Raw genomic sequence first — 24,651 nt, 5'->3', positions numbered from 1 at the left:
CACCTGTATGCAGCAGGGTTCGATGCCCCGGGTCCACCTGGTCCCCTCGGGCGTCGGTGTGCCGTGTTCGTCAGTGGACGGGGTCTGTCGCGCTGCGTTCTGAGGACGCCTGGAGTGGGGCGGCAGCCAGCAGCAGGACGGCGAGGACGAGGGGCGCAGCCGTCTGGTAGCCGATCCACACTTCGCCCCCGGCGCCGCCGCTCCCCCACTCGGACGGGAGGGCCGCGAGCGTCGCCAGTGCCCAGCCGGCGTCGTAGCCGATCATGAGCCGCAGATAGGTGCGCGCTGGGCGGCTGCGCAGGTACTTGATCTCGATTCCACCGCAGATCAGCAAGGCTGCGCCCGAGGCCGCCATGAGCCAGGTCGGGACGCCGAACTGGCGGCCGAGCGGGGCTGCGGCGAGGAGGAAAACACAGGCCAGGAGCACCTTGACGGCGCTGTCGGCGATGATCCCGATTCGCTGGCGTGCGTCCGGCGGCATCGTGGTTTGGGGCATGGGATGTTCCTCCGAGCTCGTCTCGGTAACTAGATTACTGTAATAATGAGATTATGCGTATGACGAGAGCCGAGGCCAAGGAGCGCAACCGCCGGGCCCTGCTGGACGCCGCGTTCGAGGTCGTCGCCCGGGACGGGTACCGGGCCAAGCTCGACGAGATCGCCGAGCGGGCCGGGCTGACCACCGGCGCCGTCTACTCCCTGTTCGGCAGCAAGAACGGCCTGGTGCTCGCCCTCGTCACCGACTACCTGCGGCCGCACTACGAGGAGATCGAGCAGGCGGTCCCGGCCGGGCTGGACCTGCTCGACGCGGTCGAGGTCTTCGCCCGGCACTACCGGCGCAGCTTCGATTCGCCGGACGCGCTGTCCGTCCTGTCGCTCCAGATCACCCTGCTGGACATGGCGCTGCACGACCGTGAACTGGGGACGCAGCTCGCCGCGTCCATCCGGGGCCAGGAGGAGCAGCTGATCGCGGTGTTCACCGGGAGGCCGCACCAGGGAGGTGCGGTGTCGGCCGACCAGGCGGAGCGCCTGGTCACGGCGCTGCGGGCGCTGTTCGTCGGCCTCAACCAGGGTGTCATCCTCGGTCTCGCCCCCGACGCGGACGAGCAGTTCTTCGTCGATGCCGCCCGGTCGCTCGTCTCCGGCGCGTCTCTGGTCGGACAGGGCACGGACGCTTCGTAGCGGACGATCGCCAACGGCCGGCCCGCACCCCGGAAACACGATGCGTGCTGCGGGCGAGAACGCCACAGTTGAGGCATGTGGACCAGCAGCCATGACGGGGTGCGCATCGCCTTCGAGGTCATCGGACGCGGGCGCCCGCTCGTCCTGCTGCACGGCTTCTTCGGTGACCGCACCACCTGGCACCACGGCGGTCACGTCGAGGCACTGGCCGGCGACCACCGACTCGTCTTGATCGACGCACGCGGCCATGGTGAAAGCGACGCGCCCCACGACGCCGACAGCTACCGGATCGGCCGCCAAGTGGACGATGTCATCGCCGTCCTCGATGCCCTCGGCGTCGACCGTGCCGCGATGTGGGGCGCCTCCATGGGTGGCACCATCGGCATACACCTGGCCGCTCGGCACCCCTCACGGCTCACCGCCCTGATCGCGGGCGGCGCCCACGCCGGGGCGGTCGCCGCCGATCCCGTCGAGGTGGCGCAGGAGGCCGAACTGTTCCGCACCCGGGGCACCGCGCCGTTCATCGCCTGGCTGGAACGATCAGGGCCGCTGCCGCCGTGGTTCCGCACCGTCATGCAGGCCGCCGACCAGGATGCCCTTGCCGCGTTGACCAGTGCACTCGCCACGCGCGAAGACATCACGGACATGCTGGCAGCGGCGTCCGTCCCCCTCCTCCTGCTGGCCGGTGACCAAGACTCCCGACTCCCATCGATCCGGCACACCGCTGCCGAGGTTCCCGGTGCCACGCTGGTCGAACTCCCGAACTGCGGCCACCTGGACGCATTCCTCCGCACCGACCTGACGCTTCCCGTCGTCCGTCATTTCCTAGCCGAGATTCGGTGAACACCTCTCGGCCGGAGGCGTCCGGCTTCGTGAGGCCCTACCTTGGGCGGTCACAGCGATCTCCGGACATACAGGGGAAAGGCGGTATGGCGGAACCATCGGTAGCGCACGGCGAATCCCGGACGGCCGGCGGGCGCGGTCCCCTGCGGCGGGCGGCTCTGCTCGTCGTCGGGTTCGCGGTGTCCTACGGGCTCGTCCTCTCGATCCTCAGCGACACTTTCTTCTGGTTCGCGATCCCGGGAATGCTCGGGCTCGTCACCGTTGTCATCCTGGCATTGCAGATGCTGCTTTACCGGTCGTTCGGCGGCGCGGTGAGATACGCCACGGACGGCACTGACCGCCGAGGGCCGGTGAAGTACCACTACACGGTTCTCGTGCGGCGCTGTCTGCTCATCGCCGTGTCGGGTATCGCGATGGTCGTTCTGCCGCTCGTACTGGGCGGCGTCCGCTATCTCGGTCCGTTCATCGCCGTGGGCATGCTGGCGCTTCTCCTGGGGACGAAGTTCTGGCTGCCCCAACTCGGCTGGGCCTGGAAGTGCGCCCGCGTGGTGAAGGTGTACGAGTTCGAGTTCCGCTCACCGGTGCAGAAGTCGAACCTGCACGGCCGGGGGCGGCGTTTCCTGACGCTGGGAAACGGCGGTTCTCCGCGAATGTCGGCGCGCGAGCCGCTCTACTCCGACCGGTGGCCCAAGGAGATCGCCCGTGGAGTGTGGTTCGCGGGGGACGACGTCTTCGGCGGCGTCCTGCTCGTCCCGGACACCGGCGAGTTGATGTTCGCGCAGCCGGAGAACTGGGCCGTCCACGAGAAGGCGCGGCAGCAGGCCAGAGCGGAACGTCGCGAGAAGGCCGAGCGCGCCGGTCTCGCGCGAAGGTCGGTCTAGCGGGGCGCGGCGCCCTCCCGGACGAAGTCGTCAGGGTCGTGGAACACGCGGGCCGCGTCCGCGCCGGTCTCGTCCAGGACGGTCATGTGCCTCCGGGACGGCGGTTCCATCGAGTCCGGCGCGGGCGGGCTCGTCCGGGCACGGCCGCCGCATCCTCACGGCGTGATGACGAGTTTGCCGCGCGTGTGGCCGCTGCGGCTGGCGTCGAAGGCGGCGCCCGTCTCCTCCAGCGGGAACGTGCCCGCCACCTCGACCTCGAGTGCGCCCCGGTCGGCGAGGCGGGCCAGGTCGGCGAGCTTCGCGCCGTCCGGACGCACCCAGATCCACGCGCCGCCATGCTCGTCCACGGTGTTGTCGGCGATGGACACGTGCCGTCCGCCGGGAGCGAGGACGGCGAGGGTGGTGTCCAGCTGGCCGCCCACGAAGTCGGCGACCGCGGTGACCCCGCCGGGCGCCAGTTCCCGGACGCGCTCGGCGAGCCCGTCCCCGTAGGCGACCGGTTCGGCGCCGAGTTCCCGCAGGTAGTCGTGGTTCTTCTCGGACGCCGTGCCGATGACGCGGACACCCCGGTCGCGTCCGATCTGCACCGCGAAGCCGCCCACCCCGCCGGACGCCGCGTGGATGAGCAGCACGTCGCCCTCGCCCACCTTCAGCCGGTCCAGCGCGCGCTGCGCGGTCATCCCGGCCAGCGGCAGCCCGCCCGCCTGATGCCAGTCGAGCGAATCGGGCTTGGGCGCCACGTGGTCGGCCGCGACCGCGACGTACTGGGCGAACGTGCCATGGCCGACGACGTCCTTGCGCGCGTAGGACATGACCTCGTCGCCCACGGCGAACTCGGGCGTGTCGGGGCCGAGCGCGCGGACGACCCCGGCGACGTCCCAGCCGGGGATGACGGGGAGCACCGCGTCCATCATGCCGTCGAGGCCGCCGGCCATGACCTTCCAGTCCACGGGGTTGACCCCGGCGGCGCGCACCTCGATCAGGACTTGGCCGGGACCGACCTTCGGGTCCGCGACGTCCCCGACCTTCAGCCGCGAGTTGTCGGACGCATACGAGTCATAGGTGACGGCGCGCATGCCTCCAGACTGCCACCACACCCGTCCCCTAAACGCGCGACAACTGGGCACCGGACGCGTAGGGAGACTCCTACGCTTGACGCGTAGGAAGAACCCTACGTATTGTCGACCCCATGAACATCACCCATGTGCGCCTGCTGACCGTTCCCGTCTCCGACCTGGACGCGGCCAAGGACTTCTACACCGGCACGCTCGGGTTCGACGTCGTCATGGACCGGCAGAACGGCCCCGTCCGCTGGCTCCAACTCGCCCCGAGGGGGGCGGAGACGGCCGTCGTCCTCGCGAACCACACGCCGGCGGCGCCCGGCAGCCTGCAGGGGCTGATCCTGGAGACGTCCGCCCTCGACGCCGACTGCGAGGCACTGCGCCGCGCCGGGACGGACGTCGACGGACCGCAGGACCTCCCCTGGGGACGGCAGGCCGTGCTCAGCGACCCCGACGGCAACGGCATCGTGCTGGCCGAACGGTGACCGCCGACCTCTTCGCGGCGCTGGCCAGCCCCGTCCGCCGCGAGATCACCTCCCTCCTACTGGACGGCCCGCGCCCGGTCAACGACCTCGCCGCGCACTTCTCGATGAGCCGTCCGAGCGTGTCGGAACACCTGAAGGTGCTGCGGGACGCGGGCCTCGTCAGCGAGCGTCGGCACGGCCGGCAGCGCCTCTACCGGCTGGAGGCGGCGCCGCTGCGCGAACTGTCGCAGTGGCTGTCCCCCTACGAGCGGTTCTGGCGTGAGAAGCTCGCCGACCTGCGCGAACTCCTGGACGAGGAGGACCTGTGACCGGTGAATCACGCACCGCCGAGACCGTCCATCACGGTCTCCGGCCGCGCCCGGAAGGCGCCGGAAGGGGGACGGCATGAGCGATGAACGCGCGTCGATCGAGGTGGACGAGTTCCTGCCGCATCCGCCGGCCAAGGTGTGGCGGGCACTCACCGAGCCGGACCTGATGGCCCGCTGGCTGATGCCGAACGACTTCAAGCCCGTCACCGGGCACCGCTTCACGTTCGCCGCCGACCCCATCCCGAACATCGACTTCGACGGGACGATCGACTGCCGCGTCCTCGACATCGACGCGGAACGCCTGCTGCGGATCAGCTGGAACGGCGGCGGGCTCGACACGACGGTGACCTGGCGGCTCGTCCCCGAAGGCCACGGCACCCGCCTGTTCATCGAGCACGCGGGCTTCGACCTGGACGACCCCGTCAACGCCTTCGCCTTCCGCGGCATGGGCAGCGGCTGGCGCACCCGCGTCCTCCGCAGCCTCCACCACCTCCTCGCCACCCCCACCTGAGACCGCACGAGGACGGACCCGCCCACAGACCCGCCCACCCCACCTCGGCGAATGGGTGCGGCGGGTGGGTGCGGACGGCGACTCGCGGGTGGTGGCGGGCCAGGCGGGTGGGTGTGGGCGGCTCGCGGGTGGTGGCGGGTCAGGCCGGTTCGTGTGGGCGGGCTCGCGGGTGGTGGGGGGGTCAGGCGGGTGGGTCGGCGTAGAGGCCCTGCAGCATGCCGGTGGCCTGGCCTACCTCGATGAGGTGGCCGTCCGGGTCCTGCATGTAGCAGCGCAGTTCGGCCTTGCGGTCGATCGGCTCGGTCAGGAAGCGGGCGCCGCGTGCGGTCGCGTAGGCGTAGAACGCGGCGATGTCGGCCACCCGCACGTTCATGAAGGCCGACACGGGGTCGCCGGGCTCCGGCGGCGAAAGGGTGATGTCGGGTTTGTCCGGGGTGGGGCCGCCGCCGGGGTTCATGATGATCCAGGTGTTGGCGACCTTGACGATGCCCGGGTTCTCCTCCAGCACGACCTCGCCGCCGAAGACGTCCGCGTAGAACATGCGGGAGCGGGCGACGTCCCGCACGGTGAGGAAGTGCGTCAGCACCAGTCCGTGTTCGGGCGCCGGCAACTGATCTCGATCCACCATGTCCGTGTCCCCTCGGGTTCGCGGCGGTGCCGGCGGGCCGCCCCACCCCGCGCTGGGGTCCGGGCGGCCCGCCGGCGACTGCGTCCACGCATTCGTGCCCCCACTCCGAACCTCGAACCCCGCGGCGGTGGGGTGCGGGTTATAGGGCGGGTTGCAGGGGTGGGGTGTTGGCGAACTGGGTGTTGTGGAGGTCGGCGTAGCGGCCTCCTGCGGCCAGGAGGGTCTCGTGGGTTCCGCGTTCGGCGATCCGGCCCTCTTCGATGACGAGGATCTGGTCGGCGGCGCGGACGGTGCTCAGCCGGTGGGCGATGACGATGGCGGTGCGGCCGTCGAGGGCCTCGGCCAGGGCCTCCTGGACGGCGGCCTCGGACGTGGAGTCGAGGTGGGCGGTGGCCTCGTCCAGGATGACGACGCGCTGGCGGGCGAGGAGGAGGCGGGCGATGGTGAGGCGCTGGCGTTCGCCGCCGGACAGGCGGTAGCCGCGTTCGCCGACGATGGTGTCGAGGCCGTCGGGCAGGCCCTGGATGAGGGCGTCGAGGCGGGCGCGGCGCAGGACGTCCCAGAGTTCGTCGTCGGTGGCCTCGGGGCGGGCGAGCACGAGGTTCGCGCGGATCGACTCGTGGAAGAGGTGGCCGTCCTGCGTGACCATGCCCAGGGTTTCGCGGATGGCCTCGAAGGACAGGTCGCGGACGTCCACGCCGCCGAGGCGGACGGCGCCGGCATCGACGTCGTAGAGCCGCGGGAGCAGTTGGGCGATCGTCGATTTGCCGGCGCCGGAACTGCCGACCAGCGCGATCATCTGGCCGGGTTCGGCGCGGAACGACACGTCGTGCAGGACGTCCACGCCGCCGCGGGTGTCGAGGGTGGCGACCTCTTCCAGGGAGGCCAGGGACACCTTGTCGGCGGACGGGTAGGCGAACGTGACGTTGTCGAACTCGACCGAGACCGGCCCGGACGGGGCGGGACGGGCGTCGGGCTTCTCGGCGACGAGGGGTTCCAGGTCGAGGACCTCAAAGACGCGCTCGAAGCTGACGAGAGCGCTCATCACCTCGACGCGGGAACTGGCGAGGGCCGTCAGCGGCGCGTAGAGGCGGGTGAGCAGCAGGGCGAGGGCGACGACGGCGCCCGCGTCGAGGTGGTCGCGCAGGGACAGGAACCCGCCGAGCCCGTAGACGAGGGCGAGGGCCAGCGCCGAGACCATGGTGAGCGCCGTGACGAAGACGTGCTGCACCATCGCGGTGCGGACGCCGATGTCGCGGACGCGGCGGGCGCGGGCCGCGAACTCGGCCGACTCGCGGGCCGGGCGCCCGAACAGCTTCACCAGCGTCGCGCCGGGGGCGGAGAAGCGCTCGGTCATCTGCGTGCTCATCGCGGCGTCGTGGGCGGCGGCCTCGCGTTCGAGGCGGGCCAGGCGGCTGCCCATGCGGCGGGCCGGGAGGACGAAGACGGGCAGCAGGAGCAGCGCGAGCAGGGTGATCTGCCAGGAGATGCGGACCATCACGGCGAAGGTGAGCAGCACCGTGACGATGTTGCTGACCACGCCGGAGAGGGTGTCGCTGAAGGCCCGCTGGGCGCCGATCACGTCGTTGTTGAGCCGGCTGACCAGGGCGCCGGTGCGGGTCCGGGTGAAGAACGCGACGGGCATGCGCTGGACGTGGTCGAACACGGCCGTGCGCAGGTCGAGGATCAGCCCCTCGCCGATGCGGGCGGACAGCCACCGGTTGGCGAGGCCGAGCCCGCCCTCGGCGACGGCGAGGACGGCGATGACCACCGCCAGCCAGACGACGGTGGACGTCGCGGCGTGGTCGACGATCGCGTTGACGACCCACCCGGCGAGCACGGGCGTCGCGACCGCGAAGACCGCCATCACCACGCTGAGGACGAGGAAGGTGACCAGCCGGCGCCGGTGCGGGCGGGCGAATCCGCCGATGCGGCGGAGGGTCGCCCTGGAGAACGGTCTGCCGTCCTGCGCGTTCATGGCGTGGTGCAGCGACATCCACGCCGTGACTTCCATGTCCATGAGGCCCCCTGGTGATCGTTAGCCTGGAACAGCAAGCATGAGACCTCAAGAATGGTTGAGGTCAAGTCGTCGGCACCGTGGCCAGCCTGGCGCACGGGTACGACATTTCGCGGAGGGACGGGCACCTGTGGATATCGAGAGGCTCCGGACCGACACCCCCGGCTGCGCGACGGTGGCCCATCTCAACAACGCGGGTGCGGCGCTGCCGCCCCGTCCGGTCATCGAGGCCGTGAACGGGCATTTCGCACTGGAGTCGACGATCGGCGCGTACGAGGCGGCCGAACAGAACGACGCGGCCGTCCAGCACTTCTACGGCGCCGTGGCAAGGCTCATCGGCGCACGCGCGGACGAGATCGCCTACGTGGAGAACGCCACCCGTGCATGGGACATGGCGTTCTACTCGATCCCCTTCGCGGACGGCGACCGCATCCTGACGACGACCACCGAGTACTCCAGCAACGCGATCGCCTACCAGCAGGTGGCCGAAGCCACGGGCGCGAAGGTGGACGTCGTCCCCGACGAAGCCGACGGCACTCTCTCACTGGACGCGCTGGAGGCCGAACTCATCAAGGGCGATGTCCGCCTGGTGTCGCTCAACCACATCCCCACCCACAACGGTCTCGTGAACCCGGCGGCGGAGGTCGGGCGACTGTGCCGTGAACACGGCGTCCTCTATCTCCTGGACGCATGCCAGTCGGTCGGGCATCTCGCCATCGACGTGGACGAGATCGGCTGCGACATCCTGTCGGCGACCGGCCGCAAGTACCTGCGCGGCCCGCGCGGCACCGGGTTCCTGTACGTGCGCCGCGAGATCGTGCGGACACTCGTCCCGCCGTTCCTCGACCTGCACGCCGCCACCTGGAAGATGCCGGGCGGCTTCGAGATGCGCGACACCGCCCAGCGCTTCGAGACGTGGGAACGGTACGTCGCCGGCCAGATCGGCCTGGGCGTCGCCGCCGACTACGCGGCCGACCTGGGGATGGGGGACATCGAGGCCCGCGTGGCCGAACTCGCCACCACGCTGCGCGGGGAACTGGCCGTCCGCCCTGGCGTCACCGTCCTCGACAAGGGGACGCGGCCGTCCGGGCTCGTCACGTTCACCGTGGACGGCCACGACCCCACCGCCGTCAAGCACGCCGCAAGGGAACACGGCGTCAACATCAACGTCACGAACCCCGCCTCACACGGATACGACCCGCACGCCCGTCCAGCGGCCGTGCGGGCCTCCGTGCACTACTACAACACCGAGGAGGAACTGGAGCGGCTGCTGTCTGCGCTGCCGCTCACGTGAGCGCCCTCTGGCGTACCGGGGTTTCAAGCGTTGGGACGCGCGGCGCTGATGTCCGCGAGCGCCGACTGGGAGTCCTTCTCCATCGCGAGGTCGCCGATGGACACGATGCCCACCGGGCGGCCGTCCTCCATGACCGGGAGCCGCCGGACCGACCGCTCGCGCATGATCTGCGCGGCCTTGTCGAGGGTGTCGTCCGGGCCGACGGTCGCGGTCACGGTGCTGGCGATGCCGCCGATCTTCGCCTGGGTCGGGTCGCCGCCGGCGGCGAGCCCGCGGATGACCAGGTCGCGGTCGGTGACGACGCCCTTCAGGTCGTCGCCGTCCGCGACCAGCACGGCGCCGATGTCCTCGTCGCGCATCGCCCGCGCCACCGTGACGATGTCGAGCTCCGGCGACACCGACGTCGGCGAGCCGGTCATGATTTCGCGGATCTTCATGGCCATGTGGTGCTCACTCCTTGAGCCTCGTGAACCGTTCCTGGGGGCCCGGGATGGTTGCGCCCCTACCCGGCACGAACGGGATCACTCACGGCGTCCTGAACGTGGCGAACATCCGCTCCGCCTTGGGCGGATCCCACTCCAGGCGGTTCGGATCACGCCGCGAGGGACGGACCGGAACCGTGTCGAGCTCGATCGATCCGCCCTTCCCGAAACTCCCCGCCAGCGCCCGCAACTCGCCGAGGCTCATCCGCGGGATCGTCTCGACCGACGTGGCCATCACGGTGAGGAACTTCGCGAACTGCACGGGATTCCCGGTCATCCGCGCCCTGGCCACCCGCGCGAGCGACTCGATGAACTGCTGCTGCCGCTTGATGCGCGACAGGTCGGAGCCGTCCCCGAGCCCGTGCCTCGCGCGGACGTAGGCGAGCGCCTGCGTCCCGTTCAGCCGGTGCTTGCCCGCCGACAGCTTCAGCCCGGACTTCTGGTCGGCGACCGACCGGGGCAGCGTGATCGGGACGCCACCGAGCGCGTCGACCATCCCCCGGAACCCGGCGAAATCGATCACCACGACCCGGTCGATCCGGACGCTGGTCAGCGACTCCACGGTTTTGATGACGCACCTGACGCCGCCCACCGGGTACACGGAGTTGATCATGCCCACCCGTGCCGGGTACGCCTTCCCGCCCCGGTCCGTGCACGCGGGGATCCGCACGAGCGAGTCGCGCGGGATGCTCACCGCGTGGACGCGCTGCCGGTCGGCCGGGACGTGTACCAGCATCATCGTGTCCGAGCGCGGCGGATAGCCGTCGTTCCGCTCGTCCGACCCGAGGAACAGCACGTTGAGCGGCGTCCCGCCCGCGGGCGCGGTCGTCCGCGTCGCCACCGGCGCCGCGTCCCGCCCGTGGAAGATCACCGCCGGGACGAGGATCGCCGCCGCCGTCACGGCCGCGACCACCCCGAGCAGCGTCCACCGCCCCGGGCCGCGGCGGCGCCGCCTGGTCGCGTCCAGCAGCCGGTTCCGCTGCCGGCCGAGCGAGGCGGGCGGCGGGTGCTCCAGCCCCCGGCCGAGGTCTCGGATCAGGTCCAGGTCGTCCACGCTCACGCCTCCTCACGCGTCGGGTCGGTGTCGCCCAGCGCCGCGCGCACCTTGCGCCGGGCGCGGTTCAGGCGGGAGCGGACGGTGCCGACCGGTATGCCGAGCGCCCGCGCCACCTCCTCGTAGGCCAGATCGCCCCACGCCACCAGCAGCAGGACGTCCCGGTCCCTCCTCGCCAGCCCCGACAGCGCCTCCGCCAGGGCGGGACGGGTCGCCGACGCGGTCACGTCCGCCGCGACCCGGTCGGCCGGCCCCTCCACCGGACCGTCCACGGGACTGCGCCGCAGCGCCCGGTAGCGGGTGGCCTCCGTCCGGTGATGCCGCGCGACCAGCTTCGTGGCGATGCCGAACAGCCACGGCCGCGCGTCCCGCTGCGCCAGGTCGTAGCGGTGCCGCTTGCTGAACGCGACGAGGAACGTCTCTCCGACGACGTCCTCCGCGGCCTCCGGTCCGAGCCTGCGCGACACGTAGCGGTACAGCATCGCCGAGTAGCGGTCGAACAGGGCGGCGAACGACTCAGGGTCGGCGAGCGAGCCCTCGATCAGCGAGGCATCGCTGTCCTGAGCCGTCGGAGGTGCGGTCATCGCGGCCACCATGGCATGCGCACCGGGCCTTCCGTGGGGGGACGTTGTCGGCTCTGTATCTCCACAACGGCCCGTCCGGGTTCACGCCCGTGCCGGGACACGTCGTCCGCACATGCGGACCGGCGCGAACCTTCTCGATAAACTGCGCATCCTTCACTATGCACGGGGTTGTCGGGGGGACCGCTCCGCCTGCCTGTCAAGGGTCGAGTCGAGGAGGGTCGGGACGTGGACGACGATGCCGAGCGGGAGTCGGACACGTCCGGCACCGAGGACGAGCAAGAGGACTCTCGCACGGCGACCGCCGAGTTCCGCGTACCGGCGAAGGTCAACCTGACCCGCCCGGACATAGCGATCCGCCGCCCCGCCGACGACGAGCCGCCCATCCCGAAGAACACCTGGTACGTCCAGTTCACCCCGCCGCCCGCCGACGAGGACGCGCCCGACCCCGCCCCGCAGGACGAGACGCCGGAAGACAGCCCCGACAAGGCCGCACCACCGGCCGCCCCAGGTCCCGCAGACGCTCAACCGCACCCGAGCACCCAGCCGACGCAGCCCACCCCGCGCCCAAGCCGGCCGGCGGAGCCCGAGCCGTCCGAGAGCGCCCCGCCCGCACCGCCCGCGGACCAGAGCGACCGGCAGAGCCGACCGACGCGCGAATCGGGCAGGCACGCCAAGCCCCCGTCCGCGACACCCGCCGAGGACACGACCGAGCCACCAGCACGGAAACGCCCGCCGGAAGCCGCACCGCCCCAGAACACACCCAGCAAGCCAACAAGCGAACAACCCGCACCACAAGAACCATGGCGAGCCCCGCCACCACAGAACGCGCCCGGTACACCTACACGAGAGCAGCCACAACAAGCCGCACCACGCGAAACCCGACCGGCACAGGACTCGGGCGAAACACCGGTGCGCAGACGTCCGCAGGACGGTGTGCCGCGTGAGCCTTGGCGGGGCGGGCCGCCGCAGGGTGCGGGGGGTGCGCCTGTGCGGGAGCAACCGCAGCAAGGCGTGCCGCGTGGAGAGCGGCCCGTGCAGGACTCCGGCGGAACACCGGTGCGCGGGCGGCCGCAGGACGGTGTGCGGCGTGAGCCGTGGCGGGGCGCGGTGCCGCAGGACGCGGCGGGGGCGCCGGCGCGCGAGCGGCCGCAGGAGGTCGTGCGGCGTGAGGAGTGGCGGGCCGCGGCGGCGCAGGAGGCGGCGGGGACGCCTGTGCGGGAGCGGCCGCAGGAGGTTGCGCCGCGCGAGGCGTGGGCCGGGCAGGACGCTTCCGTTACCCGGGTCGAGCGGCTGCCGGGCGCGCAGGGGTCCGGGGAGTTTCCGGCGTCACGGTCGTCCGGGCAGTGGAGTGTGCCCTGGGACGGGGGTGCGCGGCAGGCGCCTCCGCGGCCGGTGCAACCCGCGGAACCGCCCGCGGAGAAGAAGGGCAGGCGGGGGCGGCGCGGGCTCATCGTGCTGGTGGCGGCGCTGGTGCTGGTCGTCGGGGTCGTCGCCGGGCAGCTGATCCGGCCCGTGCCGGAGCCGATGATCGAGTCGACCCTGGCGTCCGGTCACGCGTTCCCGGGGCAGGCGCCGGCGTTGTCGTGGCCTGCGGCGGGGCAGTCCGCCGTGTACGTGGAGGGCCTCGGGATGATGGGGTCGTCCGGCGGGACCGCGCCGACCCCCACGGCGAGTGTCGCGAAGGTGATGACGGCGTTCGTGTATCTGCGCGACCATCCGCTGAAGCCGGGTGAGCCGGGGCCGGTGCTGACGGTGTCGCCGGAGGCGGCGGCGCAGATCCCGATGCGCAGGAAGCGGGAGGAGTCGCTGCTCGGCGTCACCGCGAACCAGCGGCTGACGCAGCGCAAGGCGCTGGAGGCGCTGCTGATCATCTCGGCGAACGACGTCGCGCACGAGCTGGCGCGCTGGGACGCCGGGAACGAGCAGGCGTTCGTCGCGAAGATGAACGCGACGGCGGCGGAGCTGGGCATGGCCGGCACGCACTACACCGACCCGAGCGGCTACGACTCCGGCACCGTCAGCACGGCGCAGGACCAGGTCAAGCTGCTGCGGGCGGCGATGCGGGTGCCGGCGTTCACCGAGGTCGTCAACCACCGGATGTACGTGCCGGACAACGGCGGCGCGGCCAGGGAGGGCGGCAACTTCCTGCTGGGGCAGCACGGCGTCGTCGGCGGCAAGACCGGGTACACCGACGCGGCCGGCGGCAACTTCGTGTTCGCGGCGCGCAAGACCGTCGCGGGCGTCCAGACGCTGATCATCGGTGCGGTGATGGGGCAGAAGTCGCCGAGCTCGGCGGGGGCCGTGAGCGCGGCGGGACGGCTTGTCACCTCGGCCGAGGGCGCGCTGACCGCCGTGACGCTGGCGCCCAAGGGCGCGCAGGTCGCGCGGGTCGACGACGGGCTCGGCGGGACGACGCCGCTGCGGGCGGCGGCACCGGTGACGGTGGTCGGCTGGTCCGGGCTGACGGTGCCGGTCGGCGTCACGGGCGACGCGCCGCACCGGGGCGGCGCCGGGGAACGCGTCGGTGCCGTGACGACCGGTGCGGCGACCGTGCCGCTCCAGCTCGGCCGGACGCTGGACGAGCCGTCCTATCTGAAGCGCCTCATCCGCATCAACTGAGCCGGGGTCAGCTGTAGAGGGCGGAGAGGAAGCGGATCAGCAGGGCCTCGCGGGTGGCGGGGGGCAGGGCGTCCAGGATGGCGTTGACCACGGCCATCTCGGATTCGCCGCCCTCGGCGAGGTCCACGCCGACGGAGGCGAGGAGCCCGGCGAAGCCGGCGTCGTCCAGGCTGTCGAGGTCCAGGCCGGCGAGCGCGTCGACCAGTTCGGCCGGGACGTCGGCGGGCCCCGCGGCCCGCGCGGCCTCGGTGGCGGCGGCGAGCGCCTCCAGGAGCGCGTCGACGTCGCTGACGCCGGTCAGCGTGAAGTGCAGGTTCGGCGGGATGCCCTGGTAGGACAGCTGCGGCTGGAAGAACCAGCCGCGCCGCCGCGCCTCGTCGGCGATCACGAACACGTCCAGCGCAGGGTCGGACGAGGCGACGGCGACGAGCGGTGCGACCGGGTCGCCGAGGACGCGCAGCCCGGGAAGGGACGCGACGCCCGCGATCAGGCGTTCCGCCGACTTCATCGCGTTCTCGGCGAGGTCGCGGTAGCCCTGCGCGCCGACGGCGTTGAGGGTCGCCCAGGCGGCGCCGAGCGGTCCGGCGCTCTTGCTGCTCTGCACGGTCGCGTTGATGACGGTGTATCCGGGCCATTCGGCGGACGCGAAGTAGGCGGCCCGGCGGTGCGACTCGTCCGCGAACAGGACGACCGACGCGCCCTTCGGCGAGTACCCGTACTTGTGCAGGTCGCAGGAGAGGGACGTCACGCCGGGCACGGACAGGTCGAACGGCGGGACGTCGCGTCCCGCGTCCCGCAGCCAGGGCAGGACCCAGCCGCCGACGCACGCGTCGACATGGCAGGGGACCCCGGCGGAGGCGGCGAGGGCGGCGATCTCCGGGACCGGGTCCATGACGCCGTGCGGGTAGGACGGCGCCGAGGCGACGACGAGCGCGGTGCGCGGGGTGATCGCGGCGGCGGTCGCGGCCGGGTCGGCGCGGTACTCCGCGTCGACCGGCACGTGCACGACCTCGAGGCCCAGGTAGTGCGCGGCCTTGTGGAACGCCGGGTGCGCGGTCGTCGGCAGGACGATCTGGGGCCGTCCCTCGACCGGGTGGGCGTCCCGCGCGGCCTTCACCGCGAGCATGATCGACTCGGTGCCGCCGCTGCTGAAGACACCGGAACCGCCGCCGAGCTTGTCCGCGACGAACCCGACGAGCCGGCGTTCCAGCGCGACGATGCTGGGGAACGCGGTCGGGTCGAGGCAGTTGACCTCCAGCATCTCGTGGAAGGCGGTGGCGGCGAGGTCGTGCACGGCCGCGCGTCCGGTGTCGTAGACGTAGGCGGTGACCTGGCCGCCGCGCACGGGGAGGTCGGCGTCCCGCAGCCGGGCGAGTTCGGCGAGCAGGTCGGCGGCGGGACGGCCCGTTTCGGGCAGCGGGTCAAACGGCATGTTCGCGTGTTTCCTCGGTTGTGCGGTGGACGGCGGCGAGCCGCCGGTAGGCCAGCAGCAGCGGGACGCTGAGCAGCAGGAGCAGCGCCGGGACGAGCGTGAACCCGGCGGACATCCCGGTCAGCGCCGACCCCGGCTGGACGACCGGCGTGTCGAAATCGGACGAGCTGAACGACGAGACGGCGAGGATCAGCGCGAACACGCCCGGTCCGAGCGCCATCGCGCCCGTCTCGGCGGCCGTCCACAGCCCGGTGAAGGCCCCGGACTGCGCGTGCCCGGTCCGCCCGGTGTCGGCGTGGACGGTCTCCGGCAGCAGCGACAGCGGCAGCAGCTGGACGGCCGCGTAGCAGACGCCGATCAGCGCGCTGAACGCCAGCACCCCCGCCGTGGAGGTGATCAGCGGGAACAGCGCGACGGCGGTCGCGGCGAACAGCAGCAGCGCCGTCACGTAGCAGCCGACCAGCCCGTACCTGCGCGACAGCCACCGCCACACCGGCACCGCGAACGCGCTGGGCCCGACCATCGCGACGAACATCGCCGAGGTGAGGCCGTACTCGTCCAGCCGGTACGTCGCGACGTAGGGGGCGCCGGCCAGCATGATCGCGACGGCGAGGGTGTGCGAGACGTAGGCGCCGAGCAGCATGAAGAAGGGCCGGTTGCCGCGCGCGGTGCGCAGCGCGGCGGCCAGCCCGAGCGGGCGCGGCCCGGGACGGGACGGGATCCACCGGTTCGCCAGCGTGCTCGCCACCATCGCGGCGCCCATCGCGAGCCCGATCACGACGCCCATCAGCGCGTATCCGGCGCGCCCTCCGCCGGCGGCGTCGGTGAGGGCGGGGGCGATGCCGCCCGCGACGAGGATGCCGAGCGTCAGGCAGACGACCCGCCACGCCATCGCGCGGCCCCGCTCGGACGGGTCGGCGGAGATCTCGGCGGGCAGCGCGACGTAGGGCACCTGGAAGCAGGCGAACGCGCTCGCGGCCAGCAGGAACGCGAACCCGGCCCACGCGGCGGCGATCCCCGGCGAGTCGGCCGGCACGGCGAACATGGCGGCGAACAGGAACGGCAGGGTGACGGCGCCGAGCAGCAGCAGCCGGGTGCGGCGCCCGGTGCGGACGGCCTCCCGGTCGCTGGCGGCGCCGATGATCGGGTTGAGCAGCACGTCCCACGCCTTCGGGACGACGAGGACGGCACCCGCGACCGCCGCCGAGACGCCGAGGACGTCGGTCAGGTAGTACAGGAGCAGCAGGCCGGGGACGGCGGAGAACACGCCGGTGCCGACCGAGCCGACGCCGTAGCCGAGCAGCCGCCGGCGGGGCAGGGGCCCGGCGGGCGGCGCGGCGCCGAACGGCGCCGAGCCGGGCGGCACCGCGGCGGGCGGCGACGTCACGCGGGGATGCCGATCGCCTGGGCGACGCTGCGGCGCATGTGGCGGCGGAACCGGGTGACGGCCTGCGGGTCGTCCACGCCGCGCCGGTTCCCGTCGGCGTCCAGGACGCCGCCGGCCCCGAACCCGTGGGTGCACCAGACGACCGTCCACACCACGTACTCGACGTCGACGTCGTCGGGGACGACCTTGCGCGCGGCGTCGGCGACCATCACCATCAGCGGCCGGACGTACTGCTCCTCGAGGTGGGCGACGTCGGCGGCGTCCGACAGCCAGCGGTGCATCCACAGCGCCGGGATCTCCGGCCGCGACAGGCAGAAGTCGACGTAGCGGTCGAGGAGGGTGAGGATGCCCTCCGGGTCCGGGGTGATCTCGTCGAGCGCCTGCGCCAGGGCGGCGCGCTCGGCCTCATGGGCGCGTTCCATCACGGCGAGGTACAGGTCGCGCTTGCCGCCGACGTGGTAGGCGACGGTGGCGACGTTGAGCCCGGCCGCCTCGGCGATCATCCGGGTGGACGTCCCGTCGTAGCCGAGGGCGGCGAACAGCCGCGTGGCGGCGTCCACGATCCGCTCCCGACCGGAGTCGCTACTGGTCATAGCCCCCAAAGTAGGTGGTTCTACCCGCCCGGTCAATCGATTGATTGATCGCCCGTGGGGTCGGTGAGCCAGACGGTGAGCACCATCTCCATCTCCAGGCGCGTGTCCGGGTCGTACAGCCGGGCGCCGAACAACTCCTCCAACTGGTGCAGCCGATACCGGACGGTCTGCGGATGGACGTGCAGGCGGGTCGCGACCTCGGTGGCGTTGAACCCGTTCTGCAGGCACGACAGCAGCGTCCGCATGAGCCGCTCCCGGTGCCGGGGCCGGACGCTCTTCAGCGGCGCGAGCCGCAGGTCGGCGACGGCACGCACCAGTTCCTCGTCCTTGAACACGACCAGCGCCGGCATGTGGTCGGCGCAGCGGATCAGCCGCTCGGACGGCAGGATGCCGCGCCGCGCGAGCGGCAGCGCCTCACGCGCCCAGCGCAGCGACTTCGCGGCGTCCTCGGTGCCGACGGTCGGGCCGAGCACGGCGACCCAGTCGCGCAGCGCCGACTCCAGCATCCTGCCGCGCCCCGGGCCCTCGGGGTCGGGGACGAGCAGGCACGGCTCGCGGCGGTTGACGTCGGCGAGGACGTCCGGCGGCAGCGACGGGGGCGAGAACGGCTGCCGTCCCCGCTCATACAGGACGACCGCCGCGACCGTGCGCGGGACGCGCCACTGCGCGAGCCGGGCGAGGTCGGCGACGGCCTGCGCGGCGGCGGGCGGCTCGGCGAGCAGCATGTCCAGCAGCCGCCGGCGGCGGTGCTCCAGCTCGCCGGCCTCCTGCGCGCGGGCCTTGGTGTAGCCCTCGGTGGCGGCGCGGGCGATCTCGTCCAGGAACGCGAAGATCGCCTCGGCGATGCTGGCGAGGGTGCGGCGGGAGATGTTGTGCCGCTCGGACTCCGACGCGAGCCGCCGCCACGCGACCCGGGCGCCGAGCCGCAGCGAGGTCTGCAGGATGTCCAGGCTGCGGCCCTCGCGGGCCTCGGCCCAGCCGATCTCCCGGTAGACGGCGGCGACCGGCTCCCACGAGCTGTCCGGGTCCATGATCAGGTCGACGAACTGGCGCAGCGCGCCCTCGACGGCGAGCCGGACGAGCCGCGCGTACTCCTCGTCCTGCGGGCGGGAGTACTCGGGGATCCCGGCGAGGATCTCCTCGATCATCTCCTCGGCGAGGGCGTCCAGGTGGGGCCGGAACATCGCGGAGAGCTCGCTCGGCACGCCGGCCCAGGGCTTCAGCGGCGAGCGCTCCTCAAGGGTCGTGGTCACCGTTCGCACCTCCCGCCAGGGAAGCTACCGACACCCGGCCTGGCAGGCTGCACCACCGGTTACGCATTGCGGGACACCGCTTGTAAGCGCACTGACAACTCGTTGGCGCGCGACAAGCCCGACACGCACGACACGCACGACACGCCCGCCGCGGCGGGCGAGCGGGGGACGGACCCGGTCAGGTGGGCGTGGCGGCGGAGAGCGCCCCGGCGAGGACCAGGCGGCCGGACGTCCGGACCATCGTCGCGACGTCCTCCACCGGCTGCCGCAGCGAGGCCAGGCTGATCAGCGCGGCGAGCAGGATGTGCCCGAGGACGAGTTCGACGTCCTCCCGGTGCGGCACCGGGTCGCCGATCGCCGCGGAGAGCCGGTCGCGCAGGTACTGGAACAGGATGGTGCGGGCGTCGTCGACGCTGGAGTCGTCGGAGGTCACCGCCTGGATGATCGCGGACGTCAGCGTCGGCTCCTGCGCCGCCACGTAGACGATGCGCTCCAGCAGCGCGGTGAGCCGCTCCAGCTGCGTGTCGCCGACGGCGAGCGCGTCGATGTCGTCGGTGACATGGTGCGCCCAGGACGCCGCGACCTCGGTGAGCAGGTGGTCCTTGGTGGCGAAGTAGCGGTAGACGGTCGCGCGGGCGACGCCGGCCCGGTCCGCCACGTCGTGCATGGTGACGGCCGGATAACCGCCCGCAAGCGCGAGCTCCCTCGCCGAGTCGATCAGCCGCTCGCGCCGGGCCTGCTGGTCCTTGCTCAGCGTCCGCGTCACGGTGAACCGCGCATCGCCGCTCAAAACGCCTCCTCGCTGTGGCCGTCCCCATTCTTTCGCACATTGACCCCGAACGCGTGCACCCAGGGTCGTGCTTCCCCACCTACGCCGGAGTGAGCCATGGACATCGACCTTCTCGACGGCGAGATGTAGGCCGCCGATCCCTGGTCCGTCTACGCGCGGCCGCGCGCCGAGGCGCCCGTCCACCGACTCGCCGGCTCGCCCGGTCAGGGGGTGCGGGGGGTCACCAGGCCGGACTCGTAGGCGAGGACGACGAGCTGGGCGCGGTCGCGGGCCTGGAGCTTGACCATGGCCCGGTTGAGGTGGGTCTTCGCGGTCATCGGGCTGATCACCATGCGGCCGGCGATCTCGTCGTTGGACAGGCCGTGCGCGGCCAGGGCCACGGCCTCGCGCTCGCGGTTGGTCAGCTCCTTCAGCTCCGTGCCCGCGCCCGGGTTGAGCGGCTGCGCCACGTACCGGCTGATCAGCATCCTGGTGATGGACGGCGCGAGCAGGGCGTCCCCGCGCGCGGCGACGCGCACCGAGTGCAGCAGGTCCTCCGGCTCGATGTCCTTGACCAGGAACCCGGCGGCACCGGCGCGCAGCGCGTTGAACACGTACTCGTGGAACCCGTAGTTGGTCAGGATGACGACGCGCACGCCCGCCAGGGCCGGGTCCGCCGCGATGCGCCGGGTCGTCTCGATGCCGTCCATGACCGGCATCTGGATGTCGACGAGCGCGATGTCGGGCAGGTGCTCCCTGATCAGCGGCAGCGCCTCGGCCCCGTGGGCGGCCTCGGCGACCACCTCGATGTCGTCCTCCGCGTCCAGCAGCGCCCGGAAGCCGCCGCGCAGCAGCGACTGGTCGTCCACCAGCAGGACGCGGATCACGACGGCCGGCCCACGGGGAACTCGGCCTGGACGCTGAAGCCGCCCTCGCTGCGCGGTTCCGCGCGCAGCCGGCCGCCGAGCGCGGTGACGCGTTCGCGCATCCCGAGCAGCCCGGTGCCGGGCACCGGGGCGGTGCCCGGCTCGGCCCTGCCGTCGTCGTCGACCCGCACGGCGAGGGTGCCGGGACGGTAGTCGATCCGGATCAGCGCCGTCTCGGCGGCGGCGTGCCGGGCGGTGTTGGTGAGCGCCTCCTGGACGATCCGGTAGGCGGTCCGGTCGACCGCGGCCGGTACGTCGTGCCGCTGCCCGGCGATCGTCAGCGTCGTGTTCAGGCCCGTCCCGCGGGCGCGTTCCACCAGGTCCGGGACGCGGTCGAGGCCGTGCGGCGGGGTCTTGGCCTCGTCCCGCAGCGTGTCCAGGGTGGCGCGCAGCTCCCGGTTCGCCTCGCGTGCGGCGTCCCGGATCGCCAGCAGCGAGTCGGGGACGTCCTCGCCGCGCTTGCGGGCCAGGTGGACCGCGACCCCGGACTGCACCTTGATGATCGAGATCTGGTGGGTGAGCGAGTCGTGCAGTTCCCGCGCGATGTGCAGCCGCTCCTCGGTCGCGCGCAGCCGGGCGGCCTCCTCCCGGGTGCGCTCGGCCTCGTCCGCCCGCCGCTCGGCCTGCCGCAGCGCCTCCCCGGCGGCCCCGGCGGCGACCAGCCAGGCGATCTCCAAGACCCCGCGGGCCCGGGTGAACGCGTCGGCGACCGAGCCGTCCGCCGGGGACGCCATGATCGCGAACGGCAGCGCCACCAGCAGCGCGGCGCTCGCCGCGACGGTGACGACGCGGTGCCCGGCCCGGACGGCGCCGTACACCGCGAACAGGTACGCGACGGCGGGCACGTCGAACCCGATGGCCTGGTGGCCGGCCGCGCACAGCCCGGTGGCGGCCAGGACGAGGAGCGGGGCGCGGCGGCCGGCCGCCAGCGCCAGGCCGCCGGCCACCACCAGCGCGTAGCCGAGCCCGGCGAGATCGGTGGCGGGGTGTTCCTCGGTCAGTGCGGTGACCAGCAGCACCGCCGCCACGCAGACCGCGATCACCCAGTCCCGGCCGGTGGCCCAGAGACGCCGCAGTCCTGTTCCCATACGCGCACCTTAACCAGGTCGTTCCGCGGGCGACTCCTGCTCGCAGACGAGCCGCCGGCTACCGCGCACGCGGTACCTCCGCGGCGCCTGCCGTTTCCGCGGTAATGGAATGCGGCATCAGCGGTAGCGCGAATTGCCCGCGTTCAGGGGACGACCCGAAATGCGTCCGGCGGCAATGATCGGGCCACATTCCCTGACCCGATTCGCCGACCCATGAGGACGCGGGAAAAGATGAAGACGACCGAGACCCCCCGTGCGGGCGGGGCCCTGGCGGGGCTGGCCCTGTTCTGCTACCGGCGCCGCCGCACGGTCCTGCTGGCCTGGATCGTCGGCGTGCTCGCCGTCGCGTTCACCGGCTTCACCTACGGCGCGGCCCCCGACAACGACTTCTCCGGCGGAGACTCCGGTTCCGCCAAGGCCCAGGCACTGATCGAGGAGCATTTCCCCGAACGGCAGGGGGACACGCTCACTCTCGCCATCAAGGCGGACAAGGGAATCGACGATCCCGCCGCCCGCCGGAAAATCGAGAAGACCATCGCCGCGCTCGCCGGCTCACCTGTCACCGGGCCCGTGGTCTCGCCGTACCAGGACGAGAGCCTGGTGACGAAGGATCGCCGTATCGCCCGGACGACCATCCCGCTGAGCGACAGCGAGGTGGAGAAGGCCCAGGTCAAGCCGCTCGTCGACGCGGTCAAGGACGCATCAGGCGACGGCGTCGCCCTCGGGCTGGGCGGGTACATGGCGGAGAAGGCCGAGACTCCCCCGCAGGGCCCGGCCGAAAGCGTGGGCATCGTGGCGGCGGCGGTGATCCTGTTCATCGCCTTCGGGTCGCTGGTGGCGATGGGCCTGCCGATCGTGACCGCGCTCCTGGCGATCGCGGGCGGCCTGGCGCTGACGAAGCTGGTGGGGCACCTGGCCCCCGCGCCGGACTTCACGCTGATCTTCGGCGCGATGATCGGGCTCGGCGTCGGCATCGACTACGCGCTGTTCATCGTGACCCGCTACAAGGACGACCTCAAGGCCGGCGGCGACCCGGAGAGCGCCACGGTCGGAGCCGTGACCACCGCCGGCCGCGCGGTCCTGTTCGCCGGCACGACCGTCGTGATCGCGTTGATGGGGCTGCTCGTCATGGGGCAGCGGCTGATGACCGGGGTGGCCATCGCCACGTCGATCACGGTGCTGATCACGATGATCGCGGCGGTGACGCTGCTGCCCGCCTTCCTGGGCTTCACCGGGCACCGGATCACCTCGCTGCGGCTGCCGCGCCGCACGTCCCGCCGGGACCGGACCGCCGCCGCCTCGACCCGGGACCGGTCCGCCGCCTCGCCCCGGGACCGGTCCGCCGCCGCCCCGGCCCGGGATCGGCGCACGGTCGCCGAGCGCTGGGCCGGCGTGGTGCAGCGCCGGCCGCTGGTCGCCGCCGCGCTGGCCGGCGCGACCCTGCTGCTGCTGGCCGCGCCCATGCTGTCGATGCGGCTGAGCCAGCCCGACGCCAGCGTCCAGCCGCACGACAGGAGCAGCTACACATCGCACGAGATCCTCGCCGAGGGCTTCGGCCCGGGCTACGGCGCGCCGCTGATCTTCGCCGCCGAGACCGGCTCCGGGGACGCCGGTCTGCGTCCCGTCGCCGCGGCCGTCGGCCGGACCGAGGGCATCGCCCACGTCACGCCGCCGCAGGTCAGCAGGGACGGGCGGGCCGCCATGTTCATGGCCTTCCCCACCACCGGGTTCCAGGACGCGGCGACCGCGGACCTGGTGCACGAGCTCCGCGACGACGTGCTGCCCCGCGCGTCCGGCGGCGCAGACGTCCTCGTCGGCGGGCCGAACGCCGGCACCATCGACGCCGCCGAGGCGCTCGGCTCGCGCCTGCCCCTGATGATCGGGGTCGTCATCGCGATGTCGATGGTGCTGCTGATCGCGCTGGTCCGGTCGGTCACGATCGCCGTGCAGGCCGCCGTCGTGAACCTGCTGTCCATCGGCGCCGCCTACGGTGTGGTGGTCGCGGTCGTGCAGTGGGGGTGGTTCGGCCCGGCGCTCGGGTTCCCCGCCACCATGCCGGTCACGTCCTGGGTGCCGATGGTGATGTTCCCGGTCCTGTTCGGCCTGTCGATGGACTACCAGGTCTTCCTGATCTCACGGATCCGGGAGGAGTACGAGCGGACCGGCGACACCCGCGAGGCCGTCGCCCGCGGGCTGGCACGGACCGCCAAGGTCATCACGGCCGCGGCCGCGATCATGATCGCCGTCTTCACCACGTCCCTGCTCGGCCCGGACATCGCGGTCAAGCAGGGCGGGCTGGGCATGGCCGCCGCCGTCTTCATCGACGCGACCATCGTCCGGATGGTCCTCGTCCCCGCGGTGATGGAACTGTGCGGCAAGGCCAACTGGTGGCTCCCCGGCCGCTCGAAGAAGAAGACCGCGGCCGGCCCGACGCCGCGCCGTCAGCCGGAAATGTCGTCGCCGCCCTGGTAGATGCTCGGATGCTGACCGGTGACGCGCCGGAACGCGTCCGCGAAGGCGCCGGGTTTGCGGTAGCCGACGGCCCTGGCGGTGGCGCCCACGGACTTGCCGCGGGCGAGATGGGCAAGGGCGGCCCTCATCCGGACGAGGGTGCGCCACTGTGCGAACGTCATGCCGGTCTCCCGGGCGAACAGCCGGGTGACCGTCCGGACGCCGGTGCTGGTCGCGTACGCCCAGGCGGCGAGGTCGCGCTGGTCGGCGGGATCGGCGACGAGGGCCTCGGCGATGGCCCGGATGCGGTCGTCCGCGGGCATCGGCACCTGGAAGGCCGTGCTCGGCACGGGTTCGAGCAGGGCGAGCAGGAGCGACTCGGCGGCCGGCCGCGTCCGTCCCGCGTCCCCGTCCAGGTGAACGATCAGTTCCCGGATCAACGGCGTGATCAGGACGCCCGCGGGCTCCGCCCAGGCGACCGGGCAGCGGTCGGGCGGCAGCAGGACGGCATAACCGTGCCCCGGGCGGAACACCTCGACGCTGTGCGGGCAGCCGGCGGGGATCCAGAGCGCGTGGGTCGGCGGCACCAGCCAGTCGCGGTCACCGGTGCGCAGCGAGACGGTGGCCGAGGAGGACCACGAGATCATGTGCTCGGCGTGCCGGTGCGGCTCCGCGAGCACGCCCCGGTCGAAATCCGCCCCACCGATGACCAGCAGCGGTGGTACCGCCTCGTCCGCCACCTCTCCCCCTCGCCGGTTGGCCAGTTCACGGCAATGGTTGGCCACATGCCGCGCCTCGGCCACATT

At 72.5% G+C, this 24,651-nt stretch carries 24 protein-coding genes; 9 read left to right on the top strand and 15 right to left on the bottom strand.

From position 1 onward, the window contains the following. Window positions 1-70 precede the first annotated feature (70 nt). Window positions 71-496 (bottom strand): hypothetical protein, encoded by a 426-nt coding sequence (locus ABZ806_RS26415; protein ID WP_500220074.1) that lies wholly within the window; start codon window positions 494-496, stop codon window positions 71-73. A gap of 59 nt (window positions 497-555) precedes the next feature. On the opposite strand from ABZ806_RS26415, the gene ABZ806_RS26410 reads away from it, so the two are divergent. The 3 genes from ABZ806_RS26410 (at window position 556) to ABZ806_RS26400 (ending at window position 2,903) form a co-directional block, all read left to right on the top strand. Beyond that, window positions 556-1,179 (top strand): TetR/AcrR family transcriptional regulator, encoded by a 624-nt coding sequence (locus ABZ806_RS26410; protein WP_500220073.1) that lies wholly within the window; start codon window positions 556-558, stop codon window positions 1,177-1,179. Between the two features lie 99 nt (window positions 1,180-1,278). Further along, entirely contained in the window at window positions 1,279-2,022 is a 744-nt protein-coding gene (locus ABZ806_RS26405) for an alpha/beta fold hydrolase (protein ID WP_500220072.1), read from the top strand. A gap of 86 nt (window positions 2,023-2,108) precedes the next feature. Beyond that, window positions 2,109-2,903 carry a hypothetical protein gene (locus tag ABZ806_RS26400; protein WP_500220071.1) on the top strand — a complete coding sequence of 265 codons (795 nt, stop codon included), beginning with the start codon at window positions 2,109-2,111 and terminating at the stop codon, window positions 2,901-2,903. A gap of 155 nt (window positions 2,904-3,058) precedes the next feature. Here the strand turns inward: ABZ806_RS26400 and ABZ806_RS26395 are convergent, their stop codons facing one another. Further along, window positions 3,059-3,979: an NADP-dependent oxidoreductase gene (locus ABZ806_RS26395; protein ID WP_500220070.1), complete on the bottom strand. Its 921-nt coding sequence runs from the start codon at window positions 3,977-3,979 to the stop codon at window positions 3,059-3,061. Between the two features lie 113 nt (window positions 3,980-4,092). Here ABZ806_RS26395 and ABZ806_RS26390 point away from each other — a divergent pair, with 113 nt between their 5' ends. From ABZ806_RS26390 to ABZ806_RS26380, 3 genes are all read left to right on the top strand, one after another. Then, window positions 4,093-4,449, top strand: coding sequence for a VOC family protein (locus ABZ806_RS26390; protein ID WP_500220069.1), 357 nt, complete (start codon window positions 4,093-4,095; stop codon window positions 4,447-4,449). Continuing rightward, the gene (locus tag ABZ806_RS26385; protein WP_500220068.1) at window positions 4,446-4,757 is read left to right on the top strand and encodes an ArsR/SmtB family transcription factor; all 312 of its coding nucleotides are present in this window, start codon (window positions 4,446-4,448) and stop codon (window positions 4,755-4,757) included. Before ABZ806_RS26390 ends, ABZ806_RS26385 begins: the two co-directional genes overlap by 4 nt. 76 nt (window positions 4,758-4,833) lie before the next feature. Beyond that, entirely contained in the window at window positions 4,834-5,268 is a 435-nt protein-coding gene (locus ABZ806_RS26380) for an SRPBCC family protein (RefSeq protein WP_500220067.1), read from the top strand. Window positions 5,269-5,449: 181 nt separating this feature from the next. Here the strand turns inward: ABZ806_RS26380 and ABZ806_RS26375 are convergent, their stop codons facing one another. Both ABZ806_RS26375 and ABZ806_RS26370 read right to left on the bottom strand, forming a co-directional pair. Next, window positions 5,450-5,896, bottom strand: coding sequence for a VOC family protein (locus ABZ806_RS26375; RefSeq protein WP_500220066.1), 447 nt, complete (start codon window positions 5,894-5,896; stop codon window positions 5,450-5,452). Window positions 5,897-6,035: 139 nt separating this feature from the next. Beyond that, window positions 6,036-7,916 (bottom strand): ABC transporter ATP-binding protein, encoded by a 1,881-nt coding sequence (locus ABZ806_RS26370; RefSeq protein WP_500220064.1) that lies wholly within the window; start codon window positions 7,914-7,916, stop codon window positions 6,036-6,038. A gap of 127 nt (window positions 7,917-8,043) precedes the next feature. Between ABZ806_RS26370 and ABZ806_RS26365 the strand changes: the two genes are divergently transcribed. Next, entirely contained in the window at window positions 8,044-9,207 is a 1,164-nt protein-coding gene (locus ABZ806_RS26365; protein WP_500220063.1) for an aminotransferase class V-fold PLP-dependent enzyme, read from the top strand. Between the two features lie 23 nt (window positions 9,208-9,230). Here ABZ806_RS26365 and ABZ806_RS26360 read toward each other — a convergent pair whose 3' ends face one another. From ABZ806_RS26360 to ABZ806_RS26350, 3 genes are all read right to left on the bottom strand, one after another. Continuing rightward, window positions 9,231-9,650, bottom strand: coding sequence for a CBS domain-containing protein (locus ABZ806_RS26360; protein ID WP_500220062.1), 420 nt, complete (start codon window positions 9,648-9,650; stop codon window positions 9,231-9,233). 82 nt (window positions 9,651-9,732) lie between these two features. After that, entirely contained in the window at window positions 9,733-10,749 is a 1,017-nt protein-coding gene (locus ABZ806_RS26355; protein WP_500220061.1) for an LCP family protein, read from the bottom strand. Beyond that, window positions 10,746-11,327, bottom strand: coding sequence for an RNA polymerase sigma factor (locus ABZ806_RS26350; RefSeq protein WP_500220060.1), 582 nt, complete (start codon window positions 11,325-11,327; stop codon window positions 10,746-10,748). The genes ABZ806_RS26355 and ABZ806_RS26350 overlap by 4 nt, the downstream gene beginning before the upstream one ends. 1,032 nt (window positions 11,328-12,359) lie before the next feature. On the opposite strand from ABZ806_RS26350, the gene ABZ806_RS26345 reads away from it, so the two are divergent. Continuing rightward, window positions 12,360-13,946, top strand: a complete 1,587-nt coding sequence (locus ABZ806_RS26345; protein WP_500220059.1) for a D-alanyl-D-alanine carboxypeptidase family protein — start codon at window positions 12,360-12,362, stop codon at window positions 13,944-13,946. A 7-nt stretch (window positions 13,947-13,953) separates the two neighbouring features. On the opposite strand, the gene ABZ806_RS26340 is transcribed toward ABZ806_RS26345, so the two are convergent. The 7 genes from ABZ806_RS26340 to ABZ806_RS26310 form a co-directional block, all read right to left on the bottom strand. Next, window positions 13,954-15,378, bottom strand: a complete 1,425-nt coding sequence (locus ABZ806_RS26340) for a pyridoxal phosphate-dependent decarboxylase family protein (RefSeq protein WP_500220058.1) — start codon at window positions 15,376-15,378, stop codon at window positions 13,954-13,956. Beyond that, entirely contained in the window at window positions 15,368-16,765 is a 1,398-nt protein-coding gene (locus tag ABZ806_RS26335; protein WP_500220057.1) for an MFS transporter, read from the bottom strand. The genes ABZ806_RS26340 and ABZ806_RS26335 overlap by 11 nt, the downstream gene beginning before the upstream one ends. Continuing rightward, window positions 16,762-17,358 carry a TetR/AcrR family transcriptional regulator gene (locus ABZ806_RS26330; protein ID WP_500220056.1) on the bottom strand — a complete coding sequence of 199 codons (597 nt, stop codon included), beginning with the start codon at window positions 17,356-17,358 and terminating at the stop codon, window positions 16,762-16,764. The genes ABZ806_RS26335 and ABZ806_RS26330 overlap by 4 nt, the downstream gene beginning before the upstream one ends. A 32-nt stretch (window positions 17,359-17,390) precedes the next feature. Then, entirely contained in the window at window positions 17,391-18,611 is a 1,221-nt protein-coding gene (locus tag ABZ806_RS26325; RefSeq protein ID WP_500220055.1) for a PucR family transcriptional regulator, read from the bottom strand. Between the two features lie 178 nt (window positions 18,612-18,789). Continuing rightward, entirely contained in the window at window positions 18,790-19,401 is a 612-nt protein-coding gene (locus tag ABZ806_RS26320) for a TetR/AcrR family transcriptional regulator (RefSeq protein WP_500220054.1), read from the bottom strand. A gap of 203 nt (window positions 19,402-19,604) precedes the next feature. Then, window positions 19,605-20,267: a response regulator gene (locus tag ABZ806_RS26315; RefSeq protein WP_500220053.1), complete on the bottom strand. Its 663-nt coding sequence runs from the start codon at window positions 20,265-20,267 to the stop codon at window positions 19,605-19,607. Beyond that, on the bottom strand, window positions 20,264-21,394 hold the full coding sequence (locus tag ABZ806_RS26310; RefSeq protein ID WP_500220052.1) for a sensor histidine kinase: 1,131 nt from the start codon (window positions 21,392-21,394) through the stop codon (window positions 20,264-20,266). The genes ABZ806_RS26315 and ABZ806_RS26310 overlap by 4 nt, the downstream gene beginning before the upstream one ends. A gap of 231 nt (window positions 21,395-21,625) precedes the next feature. On the opposite strand from ABZ806_RS26310, the gene ABZ806_RS26305 reads away from it, so the two are divergent. Then, window positions 21,626-23,866 carry an MMPL family transporter gene (locus tag ABZ806_RS26305; RefSeq protein WP_500220051.1) on the top strand — a complete coding sequence of 747 codons (2,241 nt, stop codon included), beginning with the start codon at window positions 21,626-21,628 and terminating at the stop codon, window positions 23,864-23,866. Here ABZ806_RS26305 and ABZ806_RS26300 read toward each other — a convergent pair. After that, window positions 23,836-24,585, bottom strand: a complete 750-nt coding sequence (locus ABZ806_RS26300) for an AraC family transcriptional regulator (RefSeq protein ID WP_500220050.1) — start codon at window positions 24,583-24,585, stop codon at window positions 23,836-23,838. The two genes, ABZ806_RS26305 and ABZ806_RS26300, sit on opposite strands and share 31 nt — an antisense overlap. Between the last annotated feature and the right edge of the window lie 66 nt (window positions 24,586-24,651).

The organism is Spirillospora sp. NPDC047418, from assembly GCF_040643275.1.
In the GTDB taxonomy this organism is placed as follows: domain Bacteria; phylum Actinomycetota; class Actinomycetes; order Streptosporangiales; family Streptosporangiaceae; genus Spirillospora.
Note: the sequence above shows the minus strand (reverse complement) of the source record. Positions and strands in the feature narration are given on the sequence as shown.

Bases quoted from the DNA above. Each gene is read 5' to 3' on its own strand.
- ABZ806_RS26415 (WP_500220074.1), bottom strand. From the start codon at position 496: ATGCCCCAAACCACGATGCCGCCGGACGCACGCCAGCGAATCGGGATC.
- ABZ806_RS26410 (WP_500220073.1), top strand. From the start codon at position 556: ATGACGAGAGCCGAGGCCAAGGAGCGCAACCGCCGGGCCCTGCTGGAC.
- ABZ806_RS26400 (WP_500220071.1), top strand. From the start codon at position 2,109: ATGGCGGAACCATCGGTAGCGCACGGCGAATCCCGGACGGCCGGCGGG.
- ABZ806_RS26395 (WP_500220070.1), bottom strand. From the start codon at position 3,979: ATGCGCGCCGTCACCTATGACTCGTATGCGTCCGACAACTCGCGGCTG.
- ABZ806_RS26390 (WP_500220069.1), top strand. From the start codon at position 4,093: ATGAACATCACCCATGTGCGCCTGCTGACCGTTCCCGTCTCCGACCTG.
- ABZ806_RS26380 (WP_500220067.1), top strand. From the start codon at position 4,834: ATGAGCGATGAACGCGCGTCGATCGAGGTGGACGAGTTCCTGCCGCAT.
- ABZ806_RS26375 (WP_500220066.1), bottom strand. From the start codon at position 5,896: ATGGTGGATCGAGATCAGTTGCCGGCGCCCGAACACGGACTGGTGCTG.
- ABZ806_RS26370 (WP_500220064.1), bottom strand. From the start codon at position 7,916: ATGGACATGGAAGTCACGGCGTGGATGTCGCTGCACCACGCCATGAAC.
- ABZ806_RS26360 (WP_500220062.1), bottom strand. From the start codon at position 9,650: ATGGCCATGAAGATCCGCGAAATCATGACCGGCTCGCCGACGTCGGTG.
- ABZ806_RS26350 (WP_500220060.1), bottom strand. From the start codon at position 11,327: ATGACCGCACCTCCGACGGCTCAGGACAGCGATGCCTCGCTGATCGAG.
- ABZ806_RS26340 (WP_500220058.1), bottom strand. From the start codon at position 15,378: ATGCCGTTTGACCCGCTGCCCGAAACGGGCCGTCCCGCCGCCGACCTG.
- ABZ806_RS26330 (WP_500220056.1), bottom strand. From the start codon at position 17,358: ATGACCAGTAGCGACTCCGGTCGGGAGCGGATCGTGGACGCCGCCACG.
- ABZ806_RS26310 (WP_500220052.1), bottom strand. From the start codon at position 21,394: ATGGGAACAGGACTGCGGCGTCTCTGGGCCACCGGCCGGGACTGGGTG.
- ABZ806_RS26305 (WP_500220051.1), top strand. From the start codon at position 21,626: ATGAAGACGACCGAGACCCCCCGTGCGGGCGGGGCCCTGGCGGGGCTG.